The following is a 13,539-nucleotide window of genomic DNA, read 5'->3' on the forward strand; positions in this document are numbered from 1 at the left end:
CCTCGGTGAAGCTCGGGCTGCAGGCCAAGCGCAAGCGCGCTGGCTGGAGCCTGCCCTATCTGGAGCACCTCATGGGCATGGGAGCGGCTCTGGGGATGGGGGGCTCTGGTTAGATGCGATTGCCCTGGGGCGGCCGCCCACCTGCTCGAAATAATTGAGGATGCCGCCTTCGAGCTATAGCACGTTGGTCAGACCCAGGTCGTGCATGTATTGCCTTCTTTGCCGCGGGAGTCGCTGTCGAACGCATGGTCGCAGTGATGACTGCGCCGGGAGCGCGGCGCTTCCGCCAGGGAACCATCGACACCCGCGCCGCAAGCGTGCTCACGACAAGACGAGGAATGGTTTCGAATCCATGAACACCCGCTCCCAAACCATCTCCCAATTGCTGGCCTCCCTCGGCACCAGCGCCGCCTTCGCGGCACGCTTTGTCGTCAAGGCCGATCCGTAGCTGCGCGTCGAAGGCGTCGGCCCGGTGCCGTTGCCGATGACGGTGCACACGGCGCACCGCCTGTGCGCGGCGGCGCAGCCGGCGCTGCATGGCTGCAAGGACCAGACGCGGCTGGATCCGCGGTGCGCGATACCGGGGAGATCCCGGCCAGCCGCATCGTTTCGTGTCATGGTGCCTGAGTGGCGACCTCGACATGCTCTACGGCCGGTTCGAGGAAGTCCCTGCCTGCATGCGGACACCGCCTGACATCACGGAGACCTATTCCTTCTACCCCTTCCTCTGGACGGAAGAAGGCCGCGCCGAGCAGACCGATATCAGGATCGTCAGCGCGGACGAAGCGCTGAAGCTGCATTTGGAACTGGCCGGCTACAGCGCCGAGTAAATGGTTGAGGTGCTTCGTCTCTGATACGGTCGCCGACGGATCGATGCAAGACGGCCCGGCGGAATTCACGCGTCGAATGGATCCTGATCTCGTGCGAACGTTTTGAGGGATTCCGTTCCAATTCCGATCTGGCTGTCGCAGGCCGCGGACTGCTTCGTCAGCTCGGGTTCGTCGTCGTAGCGTCTGCCGGGGTTTTCATGGAAATGCCCTCGATTTGCGCCGCAGGATGCCGAAATTGGGTGAGGACCCATCCCACGCGGAGCCCTCATGCAGATTACCAGCGCCTCTTCTTCCTCCGCCATGACTGCCGGCAGTGCCAGCCAGATTGCCAAGCTGCAGGCCCAGCTCAAGGAGCTGACCGCCCAGCTCAAGCAGGTGGCGACCGCCAACGACCTGCCAGCCAAGGTCAGGGAGCAGCAGGTCAAGCTGCTGCAAACCCGGATCCAGGCCACCCAGCAGCAGATCGCCGCGCTGCAGCGCGCGCAGCAGCAGGAGGCCGCGGCCAAGGCCCAGAAGAAGGCCGAGCCCTCCGCAATCGAGACGGCCGTCGAGGCCGAACGCAAGAAAACCAAGCTGCCCGGCCTGGGCACCTCGTTGGACGTCTACGCCTGAGCTTCTACCGTCCGGCCTGCTGCGGGGACCGCCAGGCGGCCATCTGTAACGCGCGGTAATGCGGCCTTGTGGCGGGGGTGCGCGGTAGTTATGTTCGCGCACCATGCAAGGAATCATCCCAGCCACCAACGGCGCGTCCGGCGCTCTGTTGCAGGGCCTGGTCGATGCCATCGCCCTGGCCCAGGGTGAAGACGTGCTGATCGACAAGCTCTCCCGTGCGCAGTGGCAGACGCTCGCGCCCTATCTCCAGTACTGCCATCTGGCGCAAGGCCAGACGCTGTTCGCCGAAGGCTCCGACGACCGCACCCTGTATTTCGTGGAACAGGGGACCCTGAGCGTCCATGCCCAGGACCAGGCCGGCCGGCTGCGGCTGGCGATGGTCGGCGCCGGTTCGCTGTTGGGCGAGGGGGCCTTCTTCTCGCACCAACCGCGCCGCGCCACGGCGCAGGCCGGCAGCGCATGCCGGCTCTGGAGCCTGTCGCCGGTGCGTTTCACCGAACTCACGCATCGGCAGCCCGAGATCGCCATCGGCCTGCTGCTGGCCGCAGGCGCGGTGCTGGCCAGGCGGCTGGCGAACCGGCGGCGGCGCGTGGCGGTGGCCTGAACTCGCCCCCGGGCTTCGCACTTCGTGTCTTCGCCAACCCCCTTCCGGGGGCGATGCCTGTGGCCTGGCGGAGCCAGTTCCACGGCATCTTGGGTATCGGGGCGCGCCGGTTTTTTGGGGTGGCGACGAAGCCAGCGCTGGTCAATGGCCGGAGAAGTCGACCAGGGTGAACAGCTGCAGCCCCGCGTCGCGCAGGCGCTGCGAGCCGCCGAGCTCAGGCAGGTCGATGATGGCGGCGCCCTCGGTCACGGTGGCGCCCAGGCGCTCCAGCAGCTTCTTGCCGGCCATCATGGTGCCGCCGGTGGCGATCAGGTCGTCCACCAGCAGCACGCGGTCCCCGGGCTTGACCGCATCGGCGTGCAGTTCGACCGTGGCGCTGCCGTACTCCAGCTCGTAGGTTTCCTCCACCGTGGTGAAGGGCAGCTTGCCCTTCTTGCGGATCGGCACGAAGCCCACGCCCAGCTCATAGGCGATCACGGCGCCGAGGATGAAGCCGCGCGCGTCCAGCCCGGCCACCACGTCGGGCCGCATGGCGCGGTCCATGTAGCGGTGCAGGAAGGCGTCGATCAGCACGCGGAACACCTTCGGGTCCTGCAGCAGCGGCGTGATGTCGCGGAACTGCACGCCCGGTGCCGGCCAGTCGGGCACGGTGCGGATGTGCTGCTTCAGGTAGTCGTGGACGGAGAGATCGAGCATGGCACTTGCGCAGGAGCGGTCTTGTGGGGACATGCATTGTGCCCGCCCGCGCCGTGCCGCCTATTTGCGCAGCAGCAACGTTTCGGCCAGTGCCAGCGCGGTGGGCCGGCCCGACAGCACCAGGGTGTCGCCGGCCTGAACCTCCACATCGGCCTCCGGAGCCACGCCGTGGCCGCTGGCGCGGCGCATGCCGACCACGCGCGCATCCACCGTGTCGAGCGCCAGCGCCCCCAGCGTGCGGCCGATGGCCTGCACGCCCTCGGGCAGGGTCAGCGGCGCCAGGCGTTCGGTTTCCGCGTCGTGCTGCTCCGGGTCGTCGGCGCCGTGGAAGTAGCCGCGCAGCAGGTCGTAGCGCGCGTCGCGCTGTTCCTGCACCACCCGGATCACGCGCCGCATCGGCACGCCGACGAGCGCCAGAGCGTGGCTTGCCAGCATCAGCGAGCCCTCGATGGCTTCGGGCACCACCTCGGTGGCGCCAGCGCGCTGCAGCTTCTCCAGGTCGCGGTCGTCCTGCGTGCGCACGATCACCGGCACCTGCGGCGCATGGGTGCGCGCGTGCTCCAGGATGCGTAGTGCGCCCGGCACGCCCAGGTAGGTGATGACCAGCGCGCTGGCGCGCGCCAGGCCGGCGGCCATCAAGGCCTGCAGCCGCGTCGCGTCGCCGAATACCACGGAGTCGCCCGCGGCGCTGGCCTGGCGCACACGGTCCGGGTCCAGGTCCAGCGCGATCGAGGCAATGCCCTCGCGCTCCAGCATGCGCGCCAGGTTCTGGCCGCAACGGCCATAGCCGCAGATGATCACGTGCCGGTTGGCATTGATCGACTTGCGCGCGATGCTGGTCATCTGCAGCGACTGCTGCAGCCATTCGCTGGCCACCAGCTTCATCACGATGCGGCTGCTGTGCTGGATGATGAAGGGCGCGGCCAGCATGGACAGCACCATGGCGGCCAGCACCGGGTTCAGCAGCGACGGCGCGATCAGTTCTCGCTGCTGCGCCAGCGACAGCAGCACGAAGCCGAATTCCCCCGCCTGCGCCAGGTACAGGCCGGTGCGCAGCGATACGCCCGCCGTCGCCCCCAGGCCGCGCGCCAGCAGGGCGATCAGGCTGATCTTGAGCAGCAGCGGCACCGTCAGCAGCAACAGCACCAGGCCCCAGCGTTCCAGCACGATGTGCCAGTCCAGCATCATGCCGATGGTGATGAAGAACAGCCCCAGCAGCACGTCGTGGAACGGGCGGATGTCGGCCTCCACCTGGTGCTTGAACTCGGTCTCCGACACCAGCATGCCGGCGATGAAGGCGCCCAGCGCCATCGACAGGCCGGCGCGCTCGGTCAGCCAGGACAGGCCCAGCGTGATCAGCAGCAGGTTGAGCATGAACAGCTCCTCGCTGCGCCGCCGCGCCACGATGGTGAGCCACCAGCGCATCGCCCGCTGTCCGCCCACCAGCAGCACGGTGACCAGCGCGGCCGCCTTGGCCACGGCCACCGCCAGTTCCGACAACAGCACTTCCGGCGGCGAGCCCAGCGCCGGGATCACCACCAGCAGCGGCACCACCGCCAGATCCTGGAACAGCAGGATGCCCATGATCCGCTTGCCGTGCTCGCTTTCCAGTTCCAGCCGCTCGGCCATGAGCCTGACCACGATGGCCGTGCTGCTCATGACCGTAGCGCCGGCCAGCGCCACCGCCGTCTGCCAGCCGACGTTCCAGGCCGGCGGCAGCAGCCGCGCCACCAGCAGCGTGCCGGCAACGACGATCGCCATGGTCAGCGCCACCTGCAGCAGCCCCAGCCCGAATACGTGGCGCCGCATGCCGCGCAGCTTGGCCAGGTTGAATTCCAGCCCGATCGCGAACATCAGGAACACTACGCCGAACTCGCCCAGGTGGCGCACCGCCTCGGAGTCCTGCGTCAGTGCGAACGCATGGGGCCCGATCAACACCCCGGCGGCTAGATAGCCCAGCATCGGCGGCAGCTTCAGGCTGCGGCAGACCACCACCCCCAGCACTGCGGCCAGCAGGTACAGCAGGGTGAGTTCGAGGGAGGACATGTCCGATGCTAGCAAGCCTGATGCCCGCGCGGCATGGCCGGCGCAGGCCGCTGGATAGAATTCCGCGATGACTGCCGCCCCTCCCCTCGCTGCGCTGGATGATGCAGCGGCCCTGCATCTGGCCCGTGAAACGCTGGATATCGAGGCCGCCGCCGTTCTGGGCCTGAAGGCGCGGCTCGGCGCCGCCTTTCTGCAGGCGCTGCGCGCGTTGCTGGCCTGCCGTGGCCGCGTGGTGGTGATGGGCATGGGCAAGAGCGGCCATGTCGGCCGCAAGATCGCCTCCACCCTCGCTTCTACCGGCACGCCGGCCATGTTCGTGCATCCTGCGGAGGCCAACCATGGCGACCTCGGCATGATCACCGCCGAAGACGTAGTGCTGGCCATCTCCAATAGCGGCGAAGTGGCCGAACTCGCCGGCGTGCTGCCGGTGGTGCGGCGCATGGGCACCACCCTCATCGCCATGACCGGCGGCGCCCAGTCCACGCTGGCGCGGCATGCCGACATCGTGCTCGACAGCGGCGTCGCCAAGGAGGCCTGCCCGCTCAACCTCGCGCCCACGGCCAGCACCACGGCGCAGATGGCGCTGGGCGATGCGTTGGCGGTGGCCCTGCTGGATGCGCGCGGCTTTCGCGCCGAGGACTTCGCGCGCTCGCACCCGGGTGGGGCGCTGGGCCGCAAGCTGCTCACCCACGTGGCCGACATCATGCGCACCGGCGACGCCGTGCCTGCCGTCGCGCCGGGCACGCCCCTGGGCGAATTGATGCGCGAGATGAGCGCCAAGGGCCTGGGCGCCGCCGCCGTGGTCGATGCCGGGCGGCGCGTGCTGGGCATCTTCACCGACGGCGACCTGCGCCGCCTGGTGGAAACCGGCGCCGACCTGCGCGCCCTCAACGCCGAGCAGGTCATGCATCGCCAGCCGCGCACCATCGCGCCGACCGCACTGGCCGCCCACGCCGCGGAGCGCATGGAGGAATACCGCATCACCAGCGTGCTGGTGGCGGACGAGGCCGGCGTGCTGGTCGGCATCGCCCACATCGGCGACCTGATGCGGGCCAAGGTCATATGAACGCCCGGCCGACGATGCCGTTGCCGGCGCTCGCGCCCGTGCAGCGCTGGGCTCCCGAACTGCTGCTGCGCGCGCAGCAGGTGCGCGTGGCCTTCTTCGACGTGGATGGCGTACTGACCGACGGCGGCCTCTACTTCACCGAATATGCGCCGGCCGATCCCCGCATGGGCGGCGAAACCATCAAGCGTTTCAACACCCTGGACGGCCATGGCCTGAGGCTGCTGCAGCGCGCCGGCATCGAGCCGGCCATCGTCACCGGCCGCGACTCGCGGCCGCTGCGTGCCCGGCTTGCCGCGCTGGGCATCGCGCACGCGCACTTCGGCACCGAAGACAAGCTCCCGGCCGCCGAGGCGACGCTGGCGGCGCTCGGCCTGGGCTGGCACCAGGCCTCCGCCATGGGGGACGACTGGCCCGACCTGCCGCTGCTGCGCCGCGCCGCATTCGCCTGTGCACCGTCGGGCGCGCATGCCGAGGTCGCTGCCGTTGCGCACCACGTGAGCATCGCCGCCGCCGGCCACGGCGCCGTGCGTGAGTGCTGCGACCTGCTGTTGGCAGCGACCGGCCGCTACGACGCCCTGTTGCAGGACTACTCCCGGTGAGCAGCTTTCGCATGCCCGGCCCCAGGGCCACGCTGCATCTGGTATTCGACCGGCTCTCCACCTACCTGCCGGTGGCAGTGATGGGCGTGCTGGCCCTGGGCAGCTACTGGCTGGTGCGCAGCACGCCGACGCCGGCAGCACCCACCGTGGCGCAGCCGGTGCAGCACGAGTCCGACTACTTCATGCGTGACTTCGCGGTCCGAACCTTCGACGCCGAGGGCAAGCTCAAGAGCGAGATCTTCGGCGTGGAGGGCCGCCACTATCCGGACACCGACACGCTGGAGATCGACAAGCCGCACATCCGCTCGATCAGTGAAAACGGCAACCTGATCACCGCCACCGCGAACCGGGGGCTGAGCAATGGCGACGGTACGGAGGTGCAATTGTTCGGCAACGCCATCGTCACGCGCGCGCCCACGCTCGACAGGGCGGGCCGGCCGGTGCCCAGGATGGAATTCCGCGGCGAATTCCTGCATGCCAACACCCAGACCGAGCGCGTGTTGTCCAACAAGCCGGTGGTCCTGATCCGCGGGGAAGACCGCTTCACCGCGGACAGCATGGACTACGACAACATGGACCAGATGATGAACCTCAAGGGCCGGGTGCACGGCACGCTGGTACCCGGTCCGGCGGCCGCACCCGCCCCTGGGGCGCAGGCCCGCAAGCGCTGACGCGCATGGCAGTCCTCCCCATGGCCGCTTCCCTTGTCTTCATCACCGGCGCCTCCAGCGGCATCGGCCAGGCACTGGCGGAGCGGTACCACCGTGCCGGCTTCCGCCTGGCGCTCGCGGCACGCCGTGTGGCGGAGATCGAGGCCTGGGCACGGGCGCACGGCATACCGGCTGAAAACTATCGCATCCATGGCGCCGACGTGGCGGACATCGACAGCATCGTCGCCGCCGGTCGCGCGTGTCTGGCCGGGCAGGGCGTGCCGGACGTGGTGATCGCCAACGCCGGCATCAGCATCGGCATGGACACCGCCGATCGGCAGGACCTGGAAGTGCTGGCCCAGACCCTCGCCACCAACAACGTCGGGCTGGCCGCGACCTTCCACCCGTTCGTCGACGCCATGGTGCAGCGCGCGCGGCAGCAGGGGCGCCCCGGCCGGCTGGTGGGCATCGGCAGCGTCGCCGGCATCCGCGGCCTTCCCGGTCATGGCGCCTACTGCGCCAGCAAGGCCGCGGTCATCGCCTATTGCGAAAGCCTGCGCGGCGAACTGCGCGGAACCGGCGTGCGCGTCACCACGCTGTGCCCGGGCTACATCGACACGCCGCTCACGCGGCAGAACCGGTATGCCATGCCCTTCCTGATGTCCCCAGAGGCCTTCGCGGACCAGGCGTTCAAGGCGATTGCCGCGGGTCGCAGCTACCGCGTGATCCCCTGGCAGATGGGCGTCGTGGCCAAGCTGCTGCGGTTGATGCCCGACGCGCTGTTCGACCGCGTGCTGGCCGGGCGCCCGCGCAAGCACCGGCGAGAGCGGTGAGCGGCCCGCAACAAAAAAGGCCCCGCAGGGCCTTTTGTTGAGTTGCCGGCGTCCTCAGTAACCGCCGTTGCCGCCGCCGTATCCACCACCACCGCTATTGCGGCCGCCGCGCGGACCGGATCCGTAGGGGCTGCGGAAACCACCGTCGCCGGCACCGCCGCCACCACTGCGGCCTCCGTAGCCGCCACCGCCGCTGCGGCCACCACCACCACCGTAGCCGCCACCGCCGCCATATCCACCACCACCGCCGCTCCCGCCGCCGCCGTAACCGCCCCCACCGCCGCCATAGCCACCGCTACGCGGGGGGCGGGCCTCCATGGGGCGGGCCTCGTTGACCACGACGCTGCGCCCGCCGAGCGGCTGGCCGTTCATGCCGTTGATCGCGGCCTGGGCTTCGTCATCGCTGCCCATCTCGACGAAACCAAAACCCTTGGAGCGACCGGTGTCGCGCTCCATCATGACCTTGGCACTGGTGACGGCGCCGAACTGGCCGAAGGCCTGCTCCAGATCGGAGTCTCGCACCGAGTAAGGCAGGTTGCCGACGTAGAGTTTGTTGCCCATTACGGGACTCCTCAAAAACATGGATAAAGCGATGGAGTCCCGAAAACGCAATCAACACCGACCACGCGAAAACTACGCATCACCACAAGCTGGCATGGATTTTCAGGCCCTGCGACGGCATTATGGCGCATAAGTTCGGAAAAAAAGCAAGCGTTCTTTCGCTCAAAACCCGGCCTATCTGAGGCCCAAGAAAAAAGGGCCCGAAGGCCCTTTTGTAGGGATGCGCAGCGCGCCGGATCAGTAGCCGCCACGGCCGCCGTAGCCGCCGCCGCTGTTGCCACCGCCATAACCGCCGCCGCCGCTACGGCCACCGCCGTAGCCGCCACTGCCGCCGCCGCCATAACCACCACCGCCGCCACCGCCGTAGCCACCGCCGCCACCCGAACGGGGGGGACGCGGCTCCATCGGGCGTGCTTCATTGACGACGAGGTTGCGGCCGCCGAAGGCTTGGCCGTTGGTGCCGGTGATGGCCGACTGTGCTTCCGCATCGCTGCTCATTTCGACGAAACCGAAGCCCTTGGAGCGGCCGGTGTCGCGTTCCATCATCACTTTGGCGCTGTTGACGGAACCGTACTGGCTGAAGGTCTGCTGCAGATCTTCGTCACGGAAGGTATAGGGCAGGTTGCCCACGTAAAGTTTGTTGCCCATCTCGGGACTCCTCAAAAAAACAAGACGCGATGGAGTCTGGGCCACGCAATCAGCAAACCAGTGACGACTTCAAAGACGCGAAACTGACCATACACCGCAATACGCACGGGGCCCGAAAGCCTCCGCGCGCGGCCATTATGCGCTAGATCCCACGGTTTGAAACCTCTGCCAGGCCTTGCCGCACGCAGGGGTTTTCCCGGGGGCGGGCCAGGGAGCCTCGCGGCCGGGGCGGCGCGGACGGGGCGGCAAGCATTGCTATACTGGCCCGACGCGCCGATTTGCTCCAGCTTGCGGGCGCTTAACAAGTACAGCTAAAGACGGACCGACGCGACAGACACCCCCGACGCCCGGCCTCGTTTTCAGCGATGCCGGGTTTTTTCATGTCGTTTCTCGCCACACCCCGAACCATGCACTTCGCCGCGCCGCTGCCGCTGCAGAGCGGTGCCGTGCTGGCCGGCTACACCCTGGCCTACGAGACCTACGGCACGCTCAACGCCGAGCGCTCGAATGCCGTGCTGGTCTGCCACGCACTCAATGCCTCGCACCACGTGGCCGGCGTGTACGCGGGCCAGGAGCGCTCGGAGGGCTGGTGGGACAACATGGTGGGACCGGGAAAGCCGGTGGATACCGAGCGTTTCTTCGTCATCGGCGTGAACAACCTGGGTTCCTGCTTCGGCTCGACCGGGCCGGCCGACGTGAACTCCGCCACCGGCCGGGTCTGGGGTGCGGACTTCCCCGTGGTCACGGTGGAGGACTGGGTCAATGCGCAGGCCCGGCTGCTGGATGCGCTGGGCATCGGCGCCCTGGCCGCCGTCATGGGCGGCAGCCTGGGCGGCATGCAGGCGCTGTCGTGGACCCTGCAGCATCCGCAACGGGTGCGCCATGCGGTGGTGGTGGCCAGCGCGCCCAACCTGAATGCCGAGAACATCGCCTTCAACGAGGTGGCGCGGCGCGCCATCGTGACCGACCCGGACTTCCACGGCGGCCACTTCTACGAGCACGGCGTGGTGCCCAAGCGCGGCCTGCGCATTGCGCGCATGCTCGGCCACATCACCTACCTGAGCGATGACGTGATGAACGCCAAGTTCGGCCGCCAGTTGCGCCGCGCCACCGAGGCGGCGGTCGAAGGCGCGGTCAGCCTGGAGGCGCAGACCTACCGCTATTCCACGCAGGAGATCGAGTTCCAGATCGAGAGCTACCTGCGCCACCAGGCCGACAAGTTCAGCGAGTACTTCGACGCCAACACCTATCTGCTGATCACGCGCGCGCTGGACTATTTCGACCCGGCCCGCGGCTACGGCGGCAGCCTGGCGCGCGCGCTGTCGCGTGCGCGCTGCCGCTTCCTGCTGGTGAGCTTCACCACCGACTGGCGCTTTTCGCCGGCGCGCAGCCGCGAGATCGTGCGCGCTCTGCTCGAGAACCGCCGCGACGTGAGCTACGCGGAGATCGACGCCCCGCACGGCCACGACGCGTTCCTGCTCGACGACGCGCGCTACCACGACCTGGTGCGCTCTTACTTCTATGGCATTGCGCGCGACCTGGCCGTGGGCCAATCCGCCAGAGCGGAGGGCACGGCCCCATGAGCGACTCCCTGACCATGCGCCTGATCGCGCAGCTCGTGCCCGAAGGCGCGCGCGTGCTGGACCTGGGCTGCGGCGACGGCGCCATGCTCGACCTGCTGCAGCGCGAGCGCGGCTGTACCGGCTACGGCATCGAGATCGCCGACGCCAACGTGCTGGCCTGCGTGCAGCGCGGCGTCAACGTGATCCAGCGCAATCTCGAAGCCGGGCTGGACCTGTTCGACGATGGCTCCTTCGACGTGGTGCTGCAGCTCGACACGCTGCAGCACCTGCGCAATGCGGAAACCATGCTGCGCGAGACCGTGCGCGTGGGCCGCATCGGCATCGTCGCCTTTCCCAACTTCGCGCACTGGCCCAACCGCCTGTCGGTGCTGCGCGGACGCATGCCGGTCACGCGGCGCCTGCCCTACCAGTGGTACGACACGCCCAACATCCGCGTCGGTACCTACCGCGACTTCGCCGCGCTGGCGCAGAAGAACCGGCTGCGCCTGCTCGACGCCTTCGGCCTGCACGAGGGTCGGCAGGTGCGCTTCCTGCCCAATGCGCGCGCCGGAACGGCGGTGTTCAAGGTCGAGCGCAGCTGACCGGCCGATCGCCAGCAAGCGTCGAACACCGTTACCTTTCTTGCGCAATCACATGAAGCTTTGCGCGCAAGTGCTATTTAGCATGGGGGTTTTTTCGGAGACGCCATGGCGCTGCAATCCCCCTTCTTTGGCAAACGAGAGGCTGAACCCCTGAGCCCCCGCACCAGCCCGCCGGCCGGCTCGTCGTCGATGGCGCTGCCGTCGTCCTCGGGCGCCGCCCCGTCCACGCTGGCCGGCGCGCCTGCGAGCGAGGCGCGGGCCAGTGCCGGGTCGGGCGCGCCCGGCGCGGCCACGAGCGCGGCCGCGGCCGAGGCCAAGGAGAGCGCCAGCAAGCTCACCGTCGGTCCCAACATCAAGTTGAAGGGCGTGGAGATCACCGACTGCGACACGCTGGTGGTCGAGGGCATCGTCGAGGCGACCATGGATTCGCGCGTGATCCGCATCGCCGAGCAGGGGGCGTTCAAGGGCTCGGCCGAGATCGACATCGCCGAGATCCACGGCGCCTTCGACGGCAGCCTGACGGTGCGCGACAAGCTGGTCATCTATTCCACCGGCCGGGTCACCGGCACGGTGCGCTACGGCAAGCTGGTGGTCGAGGAGGGCGGCCAGCTCTCGGGCGAAATCGGCTTCGGCTTCAACGGCGGCGGCAAGCCGGTGGTGCCGCCGCCGGCCTGAGCGCGCGCGGGCGCAGAATGGTGCGTTGACCGCACTTCCTCCACGGAGAACCCTCATGAACGCCCCCCTGCACCGCGAAATGCCCCCCGGCCTGCTCGACAGCCACCGGCTGCGCGACGACGTCACCGCCCGATGGGACGGCGACATCGTGGGCCAGCTCACCGAATACATCGCCATCCCGGCCAAGTCGCCCTCGTTCGATGCCGACTGGGCGCAGCACGGCTACCTGGAGACGGTGGTGCGCAACGCCGCGCAGTGGGTGCAGGCGCAGAAGGTCGAGGGCCTGCAACTGGAGGTGGTGCGCCTGCCCGGCCGCACGCCGGTGATCTTCTTCGAGGTGCCCGCCACCGGCACCACGGTGCGCGACACCGTGCTGATGTACGGCCACCTCGACAAGCAGCCCGAATTCACCGGCTGGCGCAGCGACCTCGGCCCCTGGACGCCCAAGTACCAGGACGGCAAGCTCTACGGCCGCGGCGGCGCCGACGACGGCTACGCGGTCTATGCCGCCATCGCCGCGGTGCAGGCGCTCAAGGCGCAGGGCGTGGCGCATCCGCGCATCGTCGGCCTGATCGAGACCTGCGAGGAATCCGGCTCCTACGACCTGCTGCCCTACGTGGAGGCGCTGCGCGCGCGCCTGGGCGAGGTCGGCCTGGTGGTCTGCATGGACTCGGGCGCGGGCAACTACGACCAGCTCTGGCTCACCACCAGCCTGCGCGGCATGGCCGCCGGCACGCTCAGGGTCGAGGTGCTGACCGAGGGCGTGCATTCCGGCGACGCCTCGGGACTGGTGCCGTCTTCCTTCCGCATCCTGCGCCACGTGCTCGACCGGCTGGAAGACAGCGCCACCGGCCGCCTGCTGCCGGCCAGCTTCCACTGCGAGGTGCCCGCCGAGCGCATGGAGCAGGCCCGCGTCACCGCCGCCATCCTGGGCGACGAGCTGTACAAGCGCTTCCCCTGGGCGCACTACGACTGCGGCGGCTCGACCCAGTTCGCGCTGCCCACCACCACCGACCCGGTCGAGGCGCTGCTCAACCGCACCTGGAAGCCCACGCTCAGCGTCATCGGCGTCGACGGCTTTCCGGCGCTGAAGGACGCGGGCAACGTGCTGCGGCCCTACACCGCCTTCAAGCTCAGCCTGCGCCTGCCGCCCCTGGTGGAGGCGGACCGTGCGGTGCAGGAGCTGAAGGCGCTGCTCGAAGACAACGCGCCCTACCAGGCCAAGGTCACCTTCGAGGGCGGCGCCGGGGCCACCGGCTGGAATGCGCCGGACACCGCGCCCTGGTTCGCGCGGGCGCTGGATGCCGCCAGCCAGACGCATTTCGGCGCCTCCTGCGGCTACATCGGCCAGGGCGGCACCATTCCGCTCATGAACCTGCTGAGCCAGGGCTTTCCCAAGGCGCAGATGATGGTCTGCGGCGTGCTCGGCCCCAAGAGCAATGCGCACGGACCGAACGAGTTCCTGCACGTGCCCTATGCGCGCCGGCTCACCGCCGCGGTGGCCGAGGTCATCGCCGCGATGGCGCGCCCCGCAGAAACCCCTTTTTCAGCATGA

General features: G+C 68.9%; 15 protein-coding genes. 11 read left to right on the top strand and 4 right to left on the bottom strand.

The window, feature by feature from the left end; translation table 11 throughout:
* Nucleotides 1–536: 536 nt before the first annotated feature.
* The 3 genes from JHD63_RS10620 to JHD63_RS10630 all read left to right on the top strand — a co-directional run bounded on the left by JHD63_RS10620 (nucleotide 537) and on the right by JHD63_RS10630 (nucleotide 2,046).
* On the top strand, nucleotides 537–830 hold the full coding sequence (locus JHD63_RS10620) for a hypothetical protein (protein WP_198970721.1): 294 nt from the start codon (nucleotides 537–539) through the stop codon (nucleotides 828–830).
* Between the two features lie 267 nt (nucleotides 831–1,097).
* Nucleotides 1,098–1,442 carry a FlxA-like family protein gene (locus JHD63_RS10625; protein WP_198970722.1) on the top strand — a complete coding sequence of 115 codons (345 nt, stop codon included), beginning with the start codon at nucleotides 1,098–1,100 and terminating at the stop codon, nucleotides 1,440–1,442.
* 103 nt (nucleotides 1,443–1,545) lie between these two features.
* Nucleotides 1,546–2,046, top strand: a complete 501-nt coding sequence (locus JHD63_RS10630; protein WP_198970723.1) for a Crp/Fnr family transcriptional regulator — start codon at nucleotides 1,546–1,548, stop codon at nucleotides 2,044–2,046.
* A 141-nt stretch (nucleotides 2,047–2,187) separates the two neighbouring features.
* On the opposite strand, the gene JHD63_RS10635 is transcribed toward JHD63_RS10630, so the two are convergent.
* Both JHD63_RS10635 and JHD63_RS10640 read right to left on the bottom strand, forming a co-directional pair.
* Nucleotides 2,188–2,742, bottom strand: a complete 555-nt coding sequence (locus JHD63_RS10635; RefSeq protein ID WP_198970724.1) for an adenine phosphoribosyltransferase — start codon at nucleotides 2,740–2,742, stop codon at nucleotides 2,188–2,190.
* A gap of 60 nt (nucleotides 2,743–2,802) precedes the next feature.
* A complete protein-coding gene (locus JHD63_RS10640) occupies nucleotides 2,803–4,788 on the bottom strand; it encodes a monovalent cation:proton antiporter-2 (CPA2) family protein (RefSeq protein WP_198970725.1) in 1,986 nt (661 codons plus the stop codon).
* Nucleotides 4,789–4,855: 67 nt separating this feature from the next.
* Between JHD63_RS10640 and JHD63_RS10645 the strand changes: the two genes are divergently transcribed.
* From JHD63_RS10645 to JHD63_RS10660, 4 genes are read left to right on the top strand one after another with little or no spacing between them, the layout of a single operon-like run.
* Nucleotides 4,856–5,854 (top strand): KpsF/GutQ family sugar-phosphate isomerase, encoded by a 999-nt coding sequence (locus JHD63_RS10645; protein ID WP_198970726.1) that lies wholly within the window; start codon nucleotides 4,856–4,858, stop codon nucleotides 5,852–5,854.
* A gap of 14 nt (nucleotides 5,855–5,868) precedes the next feature.
* On the top strand, nucleotides 5,869–6,453 hold the full coding sequence (locus JHD63_RS10650) for a KdsC family phosphatase (protein ID WP_233167931.1): 585 nt from the start codon (nucleotides 5,869–5,871) through the stop codon (nucleotides 6,451–6,453).
* A gap of 11 nt (nucleotides 6,454–6,464) precedes the next feature.
* Nucleotides 6,465–7,124, top strand: a complete 660-nt coding sequence (gene lptC, locus JHD63_RS10655) for an LPS export ABC transporter periplasmic protein LptC (protein WP_198970749.1) — start codon at nucleotides 6,465–6,467, stop codon at nucleotides 7,122–7,124.
* A gap of 20 nt (nucleotides 7,125–7,144) precedes the next feature.
* Complete coding sequence (locus JHD63_RS10660; RefSeq protein ID WP_198970728.1) at nucleotides 7,145–7,936, top strand: SDR family oxidoreductase; 792 nt, start codon at nucleotides 7,145–7,147, stop codon at nucleotides 7,934–7,936.
* Nucleotides 7,937–7,990: 54 nt separating this feature from the next.
* Here JHD63_RS10660 and JHD63_RS10665 read toward each other — a convergent pair whose 3' ends face one another.
* Entirely contained in the window at nucleotides 7,991–8,497 is a 507-nt protein-coding gene (locus JHD63_RS10665; protein WP_198970729.1) for an RNA recognition motif domain-containing protein, read from the bottom strand.
* Nucleotides 8,498–8,734: 237 nt separating this feature from the next.
* The gene (locus tag JHD63_RS24565; RefSeq protein WP_198970730.1) at nucleotides 8,735–9,145 is read right to left on the bottom strand and encodes an RNA recognition motif domain-containing protein; all 411 of its coding nucleotides are present in this window, start codon (nucleotides 9,143–9,145) and stop codon (nucleotides 8,735–8,737) included.
* Nucleotides 9,146–9,525: 380 nt separating this feature from the next.
* Between JHD63_RS24565 and metX the strand changes: the two genes are divergently transcribed.
* The 4 genes from metX (at nucleotide 9,526) to JHD63_RS10690 (ending at nucleotide 13,539) form a co-directional block, all read left to right on the top strand.
* Nucleotides 9,526–10,728 (top strand): homoserine O-succinyltransferase MetX, encoded by a 1,203-nt coding sequence (gene metX / locus JHD63_RS10675; protein WP_198970731.1) that lies wholly within the window; start codon nucleotides 9,526–9,528, stop codon nucleotides 10,726–10,728.
* On the top strand, nucleotides 10,725–11,309 hold the full coding sequence (gene metW, locus JHD63_RS10680) for a methionine biosynthesis protein MetW (protein ID WP_198970732.1): 585 nt from the start codon (nucleotides 10,725–10,727) through the stop codon (nucleotides 11,307–11,309). The genes metX and metW overlap by 4 nt, the downstream gene beginning before the upstream one ends.
* Before the next feature lie 105 nt (nucleotides 11,310–11,414).
* Nucleotides 11,415–11,984 (top strand): bactofilin family protein, encoded by a 570-nt coding sequence (locus JHD63_RS10685; RefSeq protein WP_198970733.1) that lies wholly within the window; start codon nucleotides 11,415–11,417, stop codon nucleotides 11,982–11,984.
* Nucleotides 11,985–12,039: 55 nt separating this feature from the next.
* On the top strand, nucleotides 12,040–13,539 hold the full coding sequence (locus JHD63_RS10690; RefSeq protein WP_198970734.1) for a M20/M25/M40 family metallo-hydrolase: 1,500 nt from the start codon (nucleotides 12,040–12,042) through the stop codon (nucleotides 13,537–13,539).

It is taken from the genome of Xylophilus sp. ASV27, assembly GCF_016428875.1.
GTDB lineage: Bacteria > Pseudomonadota > Gammaproteobacteria > Burkholderiales > Burkholderiaceae_C > Xylophilus.